Annotated in this window: 13 protein-coding genes; 8 read left to right on the forward strand and 5 right to left on the reverse strand. The window is 66.3% G+C overall.

What is annotated here, in order from left to right; translation table 11 throughout:
* Positions 1-18 precede the first annotated feature (18 nt).
* From IFT58_RS07165 to IFT58_RS07190, 6 genes are all read left to right on the forward strand, one after another.
* Positions 19-3141 carry an efflux RND transporter permease subunit gene (locus tag IFT58_RS07165; protein WP_192094321.1) on the forward strand — a complete coding sequence of 1041 codons (3123 nt, stop codon included), beginning with the start codon at positions 19-21 and terminating at the stop codon, positions 3139-3141.
* A 115-nt stretch (positions 3142-3256) separates the two neighbouring features.
* A complete protein-coding gene (yccS, locus tag IFT58_RS07170; protein ID WP_192094322.1) occupies positions 3257-5440 on the forward strand; it encodes a YccS family putative transporter in 2184 nt (727 codons plus the stop codon).
* A gap of 570 nt (positions 5441-6010) precedes the next feature.
* Positions 6011-7897 (forward strand): MFS transporter, encoded by a 1887-nt coding sequence (locus IFT58_RS07175; protein ID WP_192082516.1) that lies wholly within the window; start codon positions 6011-6013, stop codon positions 7895-7897.
* Positions 7898-8080: 183 nt separating this feature from the next.
* Positions 8081-8371 carry a CD225/dispanin family protein gene (locus IFT58_RS07180; RefSeq protein WP_188325240.1) on the forward strand — a complete coding sequence of 97 codons (291 nt, stop codon included), beginning with the start codon at positions 8081-8083 and terminating at the stop codon, positions 8369-8371.
* A gap of 32 nt (positions 8372-8403) precedes the next feature.
* Complete coding sequence (locus tag IFT58_RS07185) at positions 8404-8682, forward strand: CD225/dispanin family protein (RefSeq protein WP_188325241.1); 279 nt, start codon at positions 8404-8406, stop codon at positions 8680-8682.
* A 50-nt stretch (positions 8683-8732) separates the two neighbouring features.
* Positions 8733-9158, forward strand: coding sequence for a DUF2752 domain-containing protein (locus tag IFT58_RS07190; RefSeq protein ID WP_192094323.1), 426 nt, complete (start codon positions 8733-8735; stop codon positions 9156-9158).
* A 172-nt stretch (positions 9159-9330) separates the two neighbouring features.
* Here the strand turns inward: IFT58_RS07190 and ampE are convergent, their stop codons facing one another.
* The 5 genes from ampE to IFT58_RS07215 all read right to left on the reverse strand — a co-directional run bounded on the left by ampE (position 9331) and on the right by IFT58_RS07215 (position 12834).
* The gene (gene ampE, locus IFT58_RS07195; protein WP_192094324.1) at positions 9331-10218 is read right to left on the reverse strand and encodes a regulatory signaling modulator protein AmpE; all 888 of its coding nucleotides are present in this window, start codon (positions 10216-10218) and stop codon (positions 9331-9333) included.
* A gap of 9 nt (positions 10219-10227) precedes the next feature.
* The gene (gene nudC, locus IFT58_RS07200; RefSeq protein WP_192094325.1) at positions 10228-11130 is read right to left on the reverse strand and encodes an NAD(+) diphosphatase; all 903 of its coding nucleotides are present in this window, start codon (positions 11128-11130) and stop codon (positions 10228-10230) included.
* Between the two features lie 70 nt (positions 11131-11200).
* Positions 11201-11590 (reverse strand): iron-sulfur cluster insertion protein ErpA, encoded by a 390-nt coding sequence (gene erpA, locus IFT58_RS07205; RefSeq protein ID WP_188325245.1) that lies wholly within the window; start codon positions 11588-11590, stop codon positions 11201-11203.
* Positions 11591-11621: 31 nt separating this feature from the next.
* The gene (locus IFT58_RS07210; protein ID WP_188325246.1) at positions 11622-12092 is read right to left on the reverse strand and encodes a polymer-forming cytoskeletal protein; all 471 of its coding nucleotides are present in this window, start codon (positions 12090-12092) and stop codon (positions 11622-11624) included.
* Between the two features lie 4 nt (positions 12093-12096).
* Positions 12097-12834: a DUF6776 family protein gene (locus IFT58_RS07215; RefSeq protein WP_192094326.1), complete on the reverse strand. Its 738-nt coding sequence runs from the start codon at positions 12832-12834 to the stop codon at positions 12097-12099.
* Positions 12835-13052: 218 nt separating this feature from the next.
* On the opposite strand from IFT58_RS07215, the gene IFT58_RS07220 reads away from it, so the two are divergent.
* Both IFT58_RS07220 and IFT58_RS07225 read left to right on the forward strand, forming a co-directional pair.
* Positions 13053-13667 carry a DUF4126 domain-containing protein gene (locus IFT58_RS07220; RefSeq protein ID WP_188325248.1) on the forward strand — a complete coding sequence of 205 codons (615 nt, stop codon included), beginning with the start codon at positions 13053-13055 and terminating at the stop codon, positions 13665-13667.
* Between the two features lie 28 nt (positions 13668-13695).
* Positions 13696-15540 (forward strand): EAL domain-containing protein, encoded by a 1845-nt coding sequence (locus IFT58_RS07225; RefSeq protein WP_188325249.1) that lies wholly within the window; start codon positions 13696-13698, stop codon positions 15538-15540.
* Positions 15541-15550: the final 10 nt, after the last annotated feature.

Consider the following 15550-nt stretch of genomic DNA (forward strand, 5'->3'; position numbering starts at 1 on the left):
CACGGCGGGAGCCGCACGTTGAACATCTCCGGCCCCTTCATCCGGCGTCCGATCGGCACGGCCCTGCTGGCGATCGGCTTGTTCATCATCGGCCTGATCTGCTACCTGAAGCTGGGTGTGTCGGCGCTGCCGAACATCCAGATCCCGGTGATTTTCGTGCACGCCAACCAGGCCGGCGCCGATGCGTCGACCATGGCGTCCACGGTCACCGCACCGCTGGAACGCCACCTGGGCCAGTTGCCGGGCATCGACCGCATGCGCTCGTCGAGCTCGGAAGGCAGCTCACTGGTGTTCATGATTTTCCAGAGCGACGTCGACATCGATTCGGCCGCGCTGGATGTGCAGACCGCCATCAATTCAGCGCAGGCCGACCTGCCGTCCGGGCTGGGTTCGCCGATGTTCTCCAAGGCCAACCCGAACGACGATCCGGTCATCGCCATTGCGTTGACCTCTGAAACCCAGTCCGCCGACGATCTCTACAACGTCGCCGACTCCCTGCTGGCGCAACGCATCCGGCAGATCACCGGCGTGTCGTCGGTGGATATCGCCGGTGCCTCCACGCCTGCGGTGCGCGTGGACGTCAACCTTCGCCAGATGAACGCCCTCGGGCTGACGGCCGATGACCTGCGCAACGCCGTGCGCGCTGCCAATGTCACCTCGCCCACCGGCTTCCTGAGCGACGGCAACACCACCACCGCGATCATCGCCAACGATTCGGTGGCACGCGCCGCCGACTTCGCCAATCTGATCATCAAGACCGGCGAAGACGGCCGGGTGATCCGCCTGCAGGATGTCGCCACTGTGTACGACGGCCAGCAGGATGCGTACCAGGCCGCGTGGTTCAACCACAAACCCGCCGTGGTGATGTATGTGTTCACCCGTGCAGGGGCGAACATCGTGGAGACCGTGGACCGGGTAAAGGAGCAGATCCCCACGCTGCGCGATTACCTGCAGCCGGGCACCACGCTCACCCCGTACTTCGACCGCACGCCGACCATCCGCGGGTCGCTGCATGAAGTGCAGATCACCCTGCTGATCGCGCTGGCGATGGTGGTGTTGACGATGGCGTTGTTCCTGCGCCGGCTGGCCCCGACCCTGATCGCCGCTGTCACCGTGCCGTTGTCACTGGCCGGTGCGGCGCTGGTGATGTACGCGCTCGGCTTCACCTTGAACAACCTGAGCCTGCTGGCGCTGGTGATCGCCATCGGCTTCGTGGTCGATGATGCGATCGTGGTGATCGAGAACATCATGCGCCACCTGGACGAGGGCATGCCGCGCATGCAGGCCGCCTTCACCGGTGCACGCGAGATCGGCTTCACCATCGTCTCGATCACCGCCTCGCTGGTGGCGGTGTTCATTCCCCTGCTGTTCGCCAAGGGCATGATGGGCGCGTTCTTCCGCGAGTTCACCGTCACCCTGGTGGCGGCCATCGTGGTGTCGATGATCATCTCGCTCACCTTGACGCCCGCCCTGTGCAGCCGCTTCCTCGATCCGCACGCGGATGCCGGCACGCCGAGCCGCTTCGGCCGCTGGCTGGATGCCGGGCACGACCGCATGCTGCGGATCTACACCCGCATGCTGGATTTCTCGCTGCGCCACGCCCTGCTGCTGTCGCTCACCCCCCTGCTGTTGATCGCCGCGACGGTGTTCCTGTTCGGTGCGGTGAAGAAGGGCGCATTCCCGGCGCAGGACACCGGCTTGATCTGGGGCCGCGCGAACTCCAGCGCGACGGTGTCGTTCGAAGACATGGTCAACCGTCAGCGCCGCATCACCGACATGCTGATGGCCGACCCGGCGGTGAAGACCGTCGGCGTGCGCCTGGGCAGTGGCCGGCAAGGCTCAAGCGCGCAGTTCAACATCGAGCTGAAGGCCCGCAAGGACGGACGCCGCGAGACCACCGCGCAGGCGTTGGCACGGCTCAGCGCCAAGGCCGACCGCTACCCGGACCTGCAGCTGCGCCTGCGTGCGATCCAGGATCTGCCCAGCGGCGACGGCGGTGGTTCAAGCCAGGGCGCGCAGTACCGCGTGTCGCTGCAGGGCAACGATCTGGCGCAACTGCAGGAATGGCTGCCCAAGCTGCAGGCCGTGCTGAAGAAGAACCCCAAGCTGGCCGACGTCGGCACCGACGTGGACGAGGCGGGCCTGCGCCAGAACATCGTGATCGACCGCGCCAAGGCGGCACGCCTGGGCATTTCGGTGGGCGACATCGACGGCGCGCTGTACGGCGCGTTCGGCCAGCGCCAGATCTCCACGATCTACTCGGACATCAACCAGTACAGCGTGGTGGTCAACGCCCTGCCGGAACAGACGGCAACCCCGGGTGCGCTGGACCAGGTCTATGTGCGCGCAGGCAATGGCCAGATGGTGCCGATCACCGCGGTAGCCGAGCAGGTACCAGGGCTGGCGCCTTCGCAGATCACCCATGAAAACCAGTACACCACGATGGAGCTGAGCTACAACCTGGCGCCCGGTACCAGCATGGGCGAGGCGAAGGCAATCATCGACAGCACTGTTGCGGGCATGCGCATGCCCGGTGACATCCGGTTGGCCGAAGGCGGCGGTTTCAGCTTTGATTCGGACCCGATGGAAATGCTGGTGCTGGTGATCGCCGCCATCCTGACGGTGTACCTGGTGCTGGGCATGCTGTACGAAAGCCTGATCCACCCGGTGACGATCCTGTCCACCCTGCCCGCTGCGGGGGTGGGCGCATTGCTGGCGTTGTATGGCACCAACACCGAACTGTCGGTGATCTCGATGATCGCGCTGGTGTTGCTGATCGGTATCGTCAAGAAGAACGCGATCATGATGATCGACTTCGCCGTCGTCGCGCAGCGCGAGCACGGCAAAAGTGCGCTGGAAGCTGCCCGCGAAGCCAGCATCGTGCGTTTCCGCCCGATCATGATGACCAGCATGGTGGCGATCCTGGCCGCGGTACCGCTGGCGATCGGCATCGGCGAAGGCTCCGAACTGCGTCGCCCCCTGGGCATTGCCATGATCGGCGGCCTGCTGTTCTCGCAGAGCCTGACCCTGCTCAGCACCCCGGCGCTGTACGTGATCTTCTCGTGCCTGGCCGAACGCTGGCGCAGCTGGCGCACCCGCCGCCACGAGAAGAAGCAGCTCAAACGCGCCGCCCGTGCGTGAAAAAAGGGGACGGAGGGGATTAAGTCGCATTCGACCATAGGCGGCCGAATGCGACTTAATCCCCTCCGTCCCCTTTTTTCACGATAATGGAGGCTGCTTCTGTTGCTGGGTCCGCATGCCTGCCCGAGAATCCCGTCTGAGCCGCCTGTGGGCGCACGAGAAGGCCAGTTATGGCCTGCGGGTGTTCATCGCCCTGACCGCGGCGATGGCGGTGTGCTGGCATTTCGATGCGCTCACGGCGTTGCCCGGGGTGTTTCTGGGCATCATCGCCAGTGCGATCGCGGAGACGGATGACAATGCGTGGGGCCGCACCAAGGCTGTCGTGCTGTCACTGCTGTGCTTCTGCCTGGCCGCCGCAGCGGTGGTCTGGTTGTTCCCGGTACCGTGGCTGTTCATCAGCGCGCTGGCCCTGTCCACCTTCGGGCTGACCCTGCTGGGTGGCCTCGGTGAGCGCTATGCGTCGATCGCGCAAGCGACCGTGACGCTGGCCATCTACACGATGATCGGGCTCGAGCACCACGGTGCGCAGGACTGGCGCACGTCATTGGAGGCCGTCAGCCATCTGCTCGCAGGCGCCACGTGGTACGGCCTGCTGTCGATCCTGTGGACGGCACTGTTCGCCAACCGTCCGGTGCGCGAACGCGTGGCCCGTCTGTACGTGGAACTGGGGCGTTACCTGCAGTTGAAGGCCACGCTGTTTGAACCGGTACGCGAGGCTGACCTGCAACGGCGTCAGCTGGCGCTGGCCGAACAGAACCGCCGCGTGGTGGACGCATTGAACGTCGCCAAGACCGCGATCCTGGCCCGCTTCGGACGCTCCGGCCGGCCGGCGGTGAACTCCGGCCTGTATCTGCGGCTGTACTACACCGCGCAGGATTTCCACGAGCGCGCCAGTTCATCGCACTACCCCTACGGCGCGCTGGTGGATGCGTTTTTCCACAGTGATGTGCTGTACCGCTGCCAGCGCCTGCTGGACCTGCAGGGGCAAGCCTGCGCGCGACTGGGCGAAGCGATCCGCGTCCGCCGGCCCTTCGTGTACGGCGACAGCAACCAACAGGCGGCGCGCGATCTGGTGGATTCGCTGGCGTTCCTGCGTGGTCAGGATCGCCCGCAGTGGCGCCGCCTGCTGGCCTCGCTGGACCTGCTGGTGAACAACCTGCAGAGCATCGGCCGCCGCCTGCTGGATGCCGAAAACTCCGACGCCACCCTGGATAACGTCGACACCCGCCTGCGCGACAACAACCCCCACACGCTGCGCGAAATGGGCACGCGGCTGCGCCAGCAGCTGACGCCCGGCTCGGTGCTGTTCCGCCATGGTCTGCGCATGGCGATCGCGCTGATCGTCGGCTTCGCCGCGATTTCCCTGTTCAACTTCCAGAACGGATCGTGGGTGCTGCTGACCATCGTGTTCGTCTGTCGGCCGAACTTCGGCGCCACCCGGCAGCGGCTGGCGCAACGCATCGCCGGCACGTTGGTCGGCCTGGTGCTGACGTGGGCCCTGCTGCAGCTGTTCCAGGACCTGCACAGCCAACTGCTGATCGCGCTGCTGTCCGCCCTGTTGTTCTTCTTCACCCGTACCGACCGCTACCTGATGGCCTCCGGTGCGATCACGGTGATGGCCCTGACCTGCTTCAACCTGATCGGTGACGGCTTCCTGCTGATCGTGCCGCGCATGGTCGATACGGTGCTGGGCTGCGCCATTGCCGCAGCCGCCGCGTTCCTGATCCTGCCCGACTGGCAGGGGCGCCAGCTCAACAAGGTGCTGGCGCGCGTCCTGGACAGTGCTGCGCGCTATCTGGAGGCCGTGCTGGGCCAGTACCGCAGCGGCATGCGCGATGACCTTGCCTACCGCATCGCACGCCGCGACATGCACAACGCGGATGCGGCCCTGTCCACGGCGCTGTCCAACATGCTGCGCGAGCCCGGCCATGTCCGCCGCAATCTGGATGCGAGTTTCCGGTTCCTTGCCCTGTCCAACACGCTGCTCGGGCATCTTTCGGCCTTGGGTGCACATCGCGATCAGGTCGACAGCTTCGCCCAGGATCCGCTGGCGTTGTCCGCCGGTGAGCGGGTGCAACAGGGGTTGCAGCAGTTGGCGCATGCATTGGCAGAGCGCGAGCAGATCGGCGATGCAGACAATGAAAACGACCGCGCCATTGCCGAGCAGCTGGAGCAGTTCGACGATGCGATGCCGCCGAAGCTGCAGCTGATCCGCACGCAGGTGGCGTTGGCGTTGCGATTGCTGCCGAAGCTGCGGGCGGCGGCGAACGAGGCGGTGCGGGTGCCGGTGCGGTCGTGATCGGCGAACGGGTCGGGCCCCTCGCGGCTGGCTGATGGTGCTGCCGCTGGGTTTGGGCCGGGCGATGGGACTGAGCGGGGGACGGCAAGGGCCGCATCCATGCGGGGTCCACGTCATCGCATTCGCGCTGCCGCTCCCACGCTTTGCTGCGCAAACCGTGGGCCCCGTCTCACCAGCACCCACACCCCGCCCCTGACTCAGGGGCTCCCTCCACCCGACGGGATACCGTCATCGGTAGCGCCGAGCCGTGCTCGGCGGAATGTTTCCGCCAACGGCCCGCTGCGCTCGCCGACCATGGGTCGGCGCTACCGATGTAAACCCAGAGCCGCCATGAACCTGTCGAGGGTGGGGCGGGGTGGGTTGGCGGGGGCGTTGAGTGCCATGGATGGCACGAAACGAGGCCCGCATGGATGCGGCCCTTGCCGTCCCCCGTCAACCCACCCCGCCCCGCCGGCACGCAGCCCTGTAGCCGCTGACGTTGACGTTGCACTTGCCTTCGTCCAACCCGCCGCAGGCAAGCATCCGTTACGCGCCGGATGCTAGGCTTCCGCCGGTCCGAAGGGAGTTTCCATGTCAGGCCACAGCCAGTTCAACCTGCTCCGTCAGCGCCGCTTCCTGCCGTTCTTCATCGTGCAGTCGCTCGGCGCATTCAATGACAACGTGTACCGCCAGGCCATCATCGGCCTGCTGTTCTATCTCGGCGTGTCTGCCGACGAACGCTCGCTGTACACCACGCTGGCGCCGGCCATCTTCATCCTGCCGTACTTCCTGTTCTCTGCGCTGGCCGGGCAGATCGCGGACAAGCTGGAGAAATCCCGCCTGATCGTGATCACCACCACCATGGAGATCGTGATCATGACGCTGGCCGCGGCCGGCTTCCTGACCCAGAGCATGCCGGTGCTGCTGGTGGCGCTGTTCTGTACGGGCCTGCAATCCACCCTGTTCGGTCCGGTCAAGTATTCGGTACTGCCGTCGGTGTTGAAGCCGGAAGAGCTGACCGGCGGCAACGGGCTGGTGGAAATGGGCACGTCGATGTCGATCCTGACGGGCATGATCGTCGGCGGGTTGATCTTCACCCTTGCCGGCAGCCACGGCCCGGTGGTCGCCGCAACCGCAGTGATCGCCCTCGCCGTCTGCGGCAACCTGTGCGCGCGGATGATTCCCAAGGTAGATGCGGGCGATCCCACGTTGAAGATCAACTGGAATCCCCTTCCGGAGTCGTTGGCCGTGCTGCGCATGGCGAAGAAGCAGAAGGCCGTACGCAACGCCATCCTCGGCGTGTCGTGGTTCTGGTTCGTCGGCACCGTGCTGACGTCGCAGTTGCCGACCTATGCGGTCACCAACCTCGGTGGCGAGCCCACGCTGTACATCTTCGCCCTCGCGTTGTTCTCCGTCGGCACCGGTGTCGGTTCGCTACTCTGCGAGAAGCTGTCCGGGCGACGGGTGGAGATCGGACTCGTTCCGCTGGGGGCCTTCGGCATGACCGCCTTCCTGCTCGACCTGTACTTCGCGCGGGCCGGTGAGGCCACGGCGGAAGGACTGTCCGTCATCCAGTTCGTCCAGCAGGCCGGCAGTACCCGCATCATCATCGACCTGCTCGGCATCGGCCTGTTCACCGGCTTCTTCGTGGTGCCCTTGTTCGCACTGATACAGAGCCGCACGCCGAAGTCGGAGATGTCGCGTGTGTTCGCTGCCCTGAACATCCAGAACTCGGGTTTCATTGTCGCCGCGGCGGGCGTTGGGCTGGCGGCACATGCCGCGGGCATCACGATCCCGCAGCTGTTCCTGGCACTGGGCGTCGCCAATGCGCTGGTGGCGATCTACATCTTCACGATCGTGCCCGAGTTCCTGATGCGCTTCCTCAGCTGGTTGATGGTGCGCGTGCTGTATCGCCTGCGTCCGCACGGCATCGAAGCGAGCGTGCCGGACGAGGGCCCGGCGCTGATCGTCTGCAACCATGTCAGCTATCTGGATGCGCTCATTCTTTCGGCCAGCATCCCGCGGCCGGTGCGCTTCGTGATGTACTACCGCATCTTCAACATCCCGGTGATGAGCTGGATCTTCCGCACCGCCAAGACCATCCCGATTGCCGGTGCGAAGGAGGACCCTGCCCTGATGCAGCGCGCGTTCGACGAGATCGATGCGGCGCTCGCCGAAGGCGAACTGGTGTGCATCTTTCCGGAGGGTGCGCTGACCCGGGATGGCAACATGACGGCCTTCAAAAGTGGCGTGGAGAAGATCCTCAAGCGCCGTCCCGTACCGGTGGTGCCGATGGCGCTGCGCGGCATGTGGAGCAGCATGTGGAGCCGGCGCGACAGCCGCCTTGGCCGCATGCGCGTACCACGGCGGTTCCGCGCGACGATCGACGTCGCGGCCGCGTCTGCCGTGGATGGCGCAACGACCAACGCCGACCTGCTGGAAGCGCAGGTGCGGGCGCTCCGCGGGGACAACGCCTGAGCCATCGACGTGATGCCCCATCCACATGGTGGGTCTGTCCGCGACGGGATCGATGTAATCGGTTCCAGAAAACACGCCGAAGACGCATACACCTGTCGTTCATTGCTGTAGATTACCCAGCCACAGGGGGGCGCACCGGCACGCCGTTGATCCTGCCGGCCACCATGGAATGGAGTCTCGCTCTTGAATCACCCACCACCGCTGGGCACTTCGTCGGTCTTCGTCCCGAACCATCTGGTCTGGGCGATCCTGTCGACGCTTTTCTGCTGCCTGCCGTTGGGCGTGGTGTCGATCGTCTATGCCGCCCAAGTCGATGGTCGCCGCGCTGCGGGCGACCTCGTGGGCGCACACGACGCATCGCGCAGGGCGGGATGGTGGGCAGTGGCCTCGGCTGCTGCGCTGCCGGTCCTGTTGCTGTTGTGGTTCGGACTGTTCGGCGGCATCGCTGCGCTGGGCGCCCTCTCCGGTAACTGAGTCACCACCCACCATCCCAAGGAGCTTATGCAATGAATGCAGTCAACCCGCAGATCCCGAACCACCTCGTCTGGGCGATCCTGACCACCCTCTTCTGCTGCATGCCGCTGGGCATCGTGTCGATCGTCTTTGCCGCACAGGTCAACGGCAAGATTGCTGCCGGCGACATCGTCGGTGCACGCGAAGCCTCGGACAAGGCGAAGAAGTTCGCGATGTGGGCTGCCATCGCCGGCGTCGTCGTACTGGTGCTGTACGCGATCTTCGTGGTTGCCCTCGGCGGCATGGGCGCGCTGAGCAACAGCGGCTACTAAGCGGATCGACGGGGTCCGGCACATGCCGGATCCCGTTCCCTGCACGAGCGATGCCGTTGCCTGTCCTACCGCCGTCTCTGCAACGCTGGCTGCCGCTGGGCACGGCCGTTGCGCTGGCGGCTGGCGCTGCCGTCGTGTTGCACCACGTCAACCCCTATGCCGATGGCAATCCCCTGCCCTCGTGCCCGCTCTACGCGCTGACCGGCCTGTACTGCCCCGGCTGCGGTAGCACGCGCTGCCTCTACTCTCTGGTCCACGGCGACCTGGCCGGCGCGATGGCCATGAATCCGCTGTTGGTGATGAGTCTGCCGTTCCTGCTGCTGATGCTGCTCAATGGGGCCGGCGTGCGCATGCGCGTGCTTGATCCGCTGATACGGATGCTCGCCAATCCGATGATGTGGCTGGTGGTGTTGCTAGGGTATGCGGTGCTGCGCAACCTGCCGTGGGCACCGTTCATGGCGCTTGCGCCCGGGTGAGCCGGATGCACCGGTCACCTGGTAGAGCCGACTTCAGTCGGCTGATCGGACAGCCGCAGCCGGATTCCCTGGTAGAGCCGACTGAAGTCGGCTCTACCCAGGATTGCCCAGCCGACTGAAGTCGGCTCTACCCAGAATCGCCCAGCCGACTGAAGTCGGCTCTACCCGGTCGTCAGGTTATCCAGCCGGCGATCACCAGCAGCGCCAACACGGCCAGCCACAGCAGCAGCATCCGCCAGACCAGGCTCATGGCGTCGCGGAGTTCGGGCAGACGCTGCCAGACGGGCAGCAGGCCCATATCGGTGTAATCGTGGGCCTCTTCGCGCAGCTCGGCACTGACACTGGCGCGCGCCACGGCGCCGAGGAACCCCACATCGCGCCGCCAGCGCTCGCCATGCGCCTGACGCCATGCGGTCCACGCCGTGTCGAAGTTGCCAACCAACGCCATCGACAGCGACATCACCTGTGCGACCGGCCATTCAAGCCAGCCCAGGACGCGCTGCGCCACGTCCAAGCTGTCCGGCGGCACCCGTGCGCGCATCGGGCTGATGGCCATCAGCGCCAACAGGCGATACCCCAACGCACCGGCCGGGCCCAGCAACAGGAACCAGAACAGCACCGCGAACCAGCGACGCAGTGCGTTGTACACCGTGGCGTCCACCAGCGAAGGCACATCGTCGCGCAGGCTGCCGCCCGCCGACTGCAGGTTCTGCAAGGCGGCGTGACGCACGGCGGCCTCATCGGCATCGATGATCGTCTCGACATCACGATCCAGATCACGCGGCCCCCAGCACCAGCACAGCACCGCGATGCCCAGCAGCAGCGCGGGCAGTCCATACAGCCGGTCATGCAGCCACCAGGCCAGCAGGGCCAGCAGCAGCACGGGCGGCACGACGGCTAATGCCACGCCGGCCGGGCCGCGCCATGCCGGTCCCGGATGCGCACCCAGCCATGTCAGCCAGTGGCGGAAGCCTTCAAAGCGCCGCAGCCGTGACGCAAACGCGGGGACCACATGCCCCAGGGCCAAAGCGACCAGTACGGCAACCAGCGTGGTGAACATGCGACGCTCCTAGGGCTGCTGGCGGTACCAGTGCTCGATCAGGCTGCGCGAGATCGAGATGGGGGGTGACAGGCGGATGCCGTCACCGTCATCGTGCACGTCGCGGGCGATCGCGGCACCGACCTCTTCCTTGCTGAACCAACGTGCGTCTTCCAGCTCACCGTCCACTTCCGGCGCGTCATCCTCGGCCTGTGCGCTGAAGCCCACCATCAGCGCACCCGGAAACGGCCACGGCTGGGTGCCGAGATACTGGCACGCCGATACCCTGACCTTGCTCTCTTCGAAGACTTCGCGCACCACGGTCTGTTCCAGCGATTCGCCCGGCTCGACGAAACCGGCCAGTACCGAATAGCGCCGCGGCGCCCAGCTCGCCTGGCGACCCAGCAGCAGGCGGCCGCGGTTCTGCACGGCGACGATCACTGCCGGGTCCACGCGCGGGTAATGCTCCACCGCGCATTGCTGGCAGCGGCCGACGAAGCCCCCTCGTTCGAAACGCACTTCGCCACCACAGACACCGCAGAAGCGATTGCGCGAATGCCAGTACGACATGCCGCGCGCGTAACTGAAGGCGGTCGCATCCCCCATCGACCACGACAGCGCAGCCTGGCGCAGGTCCATGCGCCCCGGTGCGGTCACATCGAGCGCCGCCGCTTCCACCGAGAACCACGCCTGCGCACCACGCAGGCCAAGGAAGATCGCTGTCCCGGGACCACCGCCCAGATCGGCACCGGTCAGCGGCAACGGCTGGTCGTCAGCGCCGGTGAACGCCGTGCCGTCGCGGTCCAGGATCAGGATGCGTGCATCGGGCCAAAGACGCGCAAGGGCGTCGGCATCGGCACGCAGGGCATCAGCGCGCTCCAGCGGCTCATCGACAAAGGAAAAATCGGACAGCGGCGAAAGATGGGTAGGCATCTGCCAAGCCTGAACGCATGGGCTGCGGCTGGCAAGTCGCGGCAGCGCATTTACGCGCCGCCCCGTGCCCTTACATGCTGAAACTACTACCGCAGCCGCAGGTGGTCTTCGCATTGGGATTGCGGATCACGAACTGCGCGCCGGTCAGGCTCTCGGTGTAATCAACCTCGGCGCCCATCAGGTATTGCAGGCTCAGCGGATCCACCAGCAGGGTGACGCCGCTGGTCTGCACGGCGAGGTCATCCTCGGCGCGGTTCTCATCGAACTCGAACCCGTACTGGAAACCGGAGCAGCCACCGCCCTGGATATAGACGCGCAGCGCCAGATCGGCGTTGCCTTCGTCCTGGACGAGCTCGCGCACTTTCGCCGCAGCGGACTCGGTGAAGTTCAACGGGCGGTCGAGGGACTGATAGCCCGGCGCTGCAGCGGCAGTGCCGGGTAGGGAGATCAACGTGCTCATGGCTTCAGCATGGGGCCGCGGGGGTCGGCTTTCAAGCCATGGCCTCGGCCAGCTTGCGGCGGGCAGCGGTGTCGCCCTTGCCGGATGCGGCCTCATCCTTGCCGGTTTCCGGCGGCGGCAGCGCGGCCATCGGGGCGCTGGAATGGATCAGCCGACCGTTCAGCTGGGCACCCGCAGCCATTTCCACGACCTGATAGTGCACATTGCCGTTCACTCGCGCGCTCGGGGTCAGCTCGACGCGCTCGGTCGCATGCACGTCACCGTCCATCCGGCCGCTGATCACCACCACCTGGGCACGGATCTCGCCTTCGACGACCCCGTTCTCGGCAAGCGTGAGATTGGCGGCGCTGGCGCCTTCCTGTGCGATCACCTTGCCGTGGATACGCCCTTCCACATACAGGCCACCACTGAATTCCACATCACCGCGGATCACTACCTGGCTGCCGATCAATGCATCGACGACCAACTGCCCATCACGGCTGGATTTGCTGCTTCCAAACATTGTCCTACTCCCCGTTCGTGGCCGGTGCACCGGCCTGTTTCCAGTCGAATACCTGCGTGGAACCCCCCGTTCCACTACCCAGTGTGACCTTCACCCGTTGCGGGGTGAAGTCCGACGGCAGGATGACGCTGCCGCTCAACTGCTGGAAGTACCGGAAGGAATACTCCTGTCCGGGCACTTTGCTGCGCTGGTGCAGGTCATCCCAGCTGACCGTGGCCAGACGTCCATTCTTGACGCCTTCCACGGTAAAACGCATCTGACCCTGGCTGATAGCGCCCCGGTTGAGGTTCTGGGTCAGCACCACCGTGTACTGATACGTACCGGCCGCTTCGGAGCGGAACTCGATGGAATGCGTATTGAGTCCCTTGCGCTGGCTGGTCGCCCCCACCAGGCGCTCGTAGAAGGCCACATCGGCGCGCAGGCCCGCGATTTCCTCGTCGCGCTCGGCCAGCGATGCCTGCACTTCGTTGTTGGCGGCGCGGCTGATCCGATCGGAGGCTTCCAGCGTGGCTTGACGCTGGCGCAGTTCCACCAGCTCCTGCTGCAAGGCATCGGCACGTTTCTGCGTCCCCTGCAGCGTGTCACCGACCTCACCACCGGGGCGGCCCAGCCAGAAACCCAGCAGGCCGACGAGCAGCAGCACGGCAAGGCCGACCGCTACGAGCAGCCACGGGCGGCGGGGACCCGGGGCGGCATGGCCTGGCAGGCGGATCTGGACGCGCGAAGGCGGTCGATGGTTCATGGCAGGTCTCCGGGGCTGCGCGCTGCGCAGGGCAGGCACAGCGTCAGGCAGTCAGTCGCGTCTATTGTAGTTCAGGACGCAGGCCGCGCTCCGCCCATGCCGACTGCCCGCCTGTGGCATTCAGCGACGCCTTCGCTGATAGTGCAGCCTTCCGGCGTGCGGCCCCTTCGGAGTGGCCAGCCGCCGCTCTGACCGAGCTTTCCTTTGGAGCCTGCGCCATGACCGACGCCCATTTGTTCGTGATCGGGATCCTGCTGGCCTGGCTGGCCGGCATCCGCGTCTACCTGACCGTATTCGGTGTTGGCCTGGCCGGGCTGCTGGGCTGGGTCGATCTGCCGCCGGCGCTGCAGGCCACCGAATCGTACTGGGTGCTCGGCACGTCCGCCGTCCTGGCCGTCGCCGAATTCTTCGCCGACAAGATTCCCGGCGTGGATTCGGCTTGGGACCTGCTGCAGACGCTGGCGCGGGTGCCTGCTGGCGCGTTTCTCGCCGCAGCCACCTTGTCGCCGGATGGCGACCTCGGTAACGGCACCCTGCTTGCGGGCGCAGCGGTGGCGTTGACCAGCCATGGCCTCAAAGCCGGCACCCGCGCCTTGTTGAACACCTCGCCGGAGCCCGCCAGCAACTGGGTCGCCTCGGCGGCCGAAGACACCCTGGTCGTCGGCGGTCTGGCACTGGCCTTGGCCCATCCGTGGCTGGCATTGATCGTGGTGCTGGCCTGCAGCCTGGCCGGTGCCCTGGCGGTGTGGCTGGTCTGGCGCGCCTTGTGGAAGGGTGTACGTTGGTTGACGGGGGGGCATCGCGATATCTCGCGCACAGGCCCTGCCGCATAATCCCCCTACCTTCGACGCTGCCGACTTCGTGAACGATCCCAATTCCCCACGCAACGCACGTGCTGAAACCCCACCGGCCGATCATTGGCAGCGCTGGGCGTCGGCGCCGGTCGAGCCGACCGCCCTCGCCGACAACGTGGTCGCGCTTCCTGCAGCCACCCCGCCGCCGTTGCCTGCCGCCATGGATGCCCAGGCGGGCGTGCCATCCGATCTGCTGCCCAGTGACGCGCCTTACCGTGTGCTGGTCGTCGAAGATGACCGCGCGCAGGCGCTGTTCGCGCAGAGCGTGCTGCACGGCGCAGGCATGGAAGCGGTGGTCGTCGGCGATGCGGAAAGCGTGCAGCCCGCGATCCACGAGCATGCACCGGACCTGATCCTGATGGACCTGCACCTGCCTGGTCTGGACGGCATGCGCCTGACGGCGATGATCCGCCAGATGCCGGGCATGCAGATGCTGCCCATCGTGTTCCTGAGCGGTGACCCGGACCCTGAGCGCCAGTTCGAAGTGCTCGACAGCGGCGCAGACGACTACCTGAGCAAGCCGATCCGTCCACGCCACCTGATTGCGGCGGTGTCCAACCGCATCCGCCGTGCGCGCGCGCAGGCGGCCAGCGCATCGGGCGAGCGTGGCGGACCGCTGCTGAACAATCCGGAGACCGGCCTGCCGACGCGCCACCACCTGCTGCAGCAGTTGGCCGCCGCACTGTCCCACCGTGATCACGGCGGCGTGTTCTTCATCGAGATCGCCAGCGCGCTGGGACTGCGCGAACGCTATGGCTACGCCGCATTCGAGCGCCTGATGGTGCAGGCAGGGCAGCGCTTGGCAGAAGCCGCGCAGCCGTACCTGCTGGCCCGGCTGAACGACAACAGCTTCCTTGCCCTGGCGCGCGGCATCGACGAAGAGCAACTGGACGCCACCGCGAAGACCCTGCGCGAACAGCTTTCCGCGCGCGCCTTCGTGATACGCGATGAAGAATCGGTGCACCTGCGCGGGGTGATCGGCTTTGCGCCGTTGTCGCCGGGCTTTGCCGATGTCGGCAGCGCGCTGGAAGCCATCGAGCGCACCACCTTGCAGGCCCGCCTGCTCACGGCCGGCGTTGCCGGTCACGTGCCGCATGTCGAGGCCAGCAGTGATGAGCATCTGGCCATGCTGGACGGGCAGCTGGAGTTGGCCTACCAGCCGATCGTCGCCGTCGCCGGCGGCGGCAACGCGCAGTACCAGGTGCTGCTGCGGCTGCGCCAGGCCGATGGCAGCGTGCTGACCGCCGGCCAGGTGATCCCGGCTGCCGAAGCCGCCGGCCGCATCGCCGATCTGGACCAGCAGGTCATGGACCACGCGCTGGGCCTGCTGGACCACTATCGCCACGCATCGCCGCCGCTGCACTTGTTCGTGTCGCAGTCGCTGCGCACGCTCGCCCGCGATGCCTTCGCCGACTGGCTGCTGGAATCGCTGCAGCAGCGCCGCCTGGAGGGCAGTGCGCTGGTGATCGACGTGCGCCTGCCCGATGCCCTGATCCACACCGTGACACTGCAGCAGTTCTGCGCGCGGGTAGCCACGCTGGGCGTGCGCTTCTGCCTCAGCCAGTTCGAACCCAGCGCGGAGGCCAATGCCCTGCTGACCCAGTTGCCGCTGGCCTTCGTACGCATGGCGGCACGCTTTTCCAGCAGCCATGCCAATCCGCAGACCCGCGACGAGATGCGCAGTGCCATCGAAGCGGCGCACCGGGCCAACCTGCAGATCATCGGCCAGCAGATCGAAGATCCGCAGGCGGCCGCCGCCATGTGGGTTGGCGGTGTCGACTTCATCCAAGGCAACATGGTGCAGTCCGCTGGCAGCGACCTCGATTTCGACTTCCTCAACGCGGTGCTGTAACCGATGGCCC

Origin of the sequence: Stenotrophomonas sp. CFBP 13718, assembly GCF_014842145.1 — a bacterium.
Lineage (GTDB): Bacteria > Pseudomonadota > Gammaproteobacteria > Xanthomonadales > Xanthomonadaceae > Stenotrophomonas.

Excerpts from the sequence above, each read along its gene's own strand:
- yccS (WP_192094322.1), top strand. The coding sequence starts at position 3,257 with ATGCCTGCCCGAGAATCCCGTCTGAGCCGCCTGTGGGCGCACGAGAAG.
- IFT58_RS07175 (WP_192082516.1), top strand. The coding sequence starts at position 6,011 with ATGTCAGGCCACAGCCAGTTCAACCTGCTCCGTCAGCGCCGCTTCCTG.
- IFT58_RS07185 (WP_188325241.1), top strand. The coding sequence starts at position 8,404 with ATGAATGCAGTCAACCCGCAGATCCCGAACCACCTCGTCTGGGCGATC.
- IFT58_RS07190 (WP_192094323.1), top strand. The coding sequence starts at position 8,733 with ATGCCGTTGCCTGTCCTACCGCCGTCTCTGCAACGCTGGCTGCCGCTG.
- ampE (WP_192094324.1), bottom strand. The coding sequence starts at position 10,218 with ATGTTCACCACGCTGGTTGCCGTACTGGTCGCTTTGGCCCTGGGGCAT.
- nudC (WP_192094325.1), bottom strand. The coding sequence starts at position 11,130 with ATGCCTACCCATCTTTCGCCGCTGTCCGATTTTTCCTTTGTCGATGAG.
- erpA (WP_188325245.1), bottom strand. The coding sequence starts at position 11,590 with ATGAGCACGTTGATCTCCCTACCCGGCACTGCCGCTGCAGCGCCGGGC.
- IFT58_RS07210 (WP_188325246.1), bottom strand. The coding sequence starts at position 12,092 with ATGTTTGGAAGCAGCAAATCCAGCCGTGATGGGCAGTTGGTCGTCGAT.
- IFT58_RS07215 (WP_192094326.1), bottom strand. The coding sequence starts at position 12,834 with ATGAACCATCGACCGCCTTCGCGCGTCCAGATCCGCCTGCCAGGCCAT.
- IFT58_RS07220 (WP_188325248.1), top strand. The coding sequence starts at position 13,053 with ATGACCGACGCCCATTTGTTCGTGATCGGGATCCTGCTGGCCTGGCTG.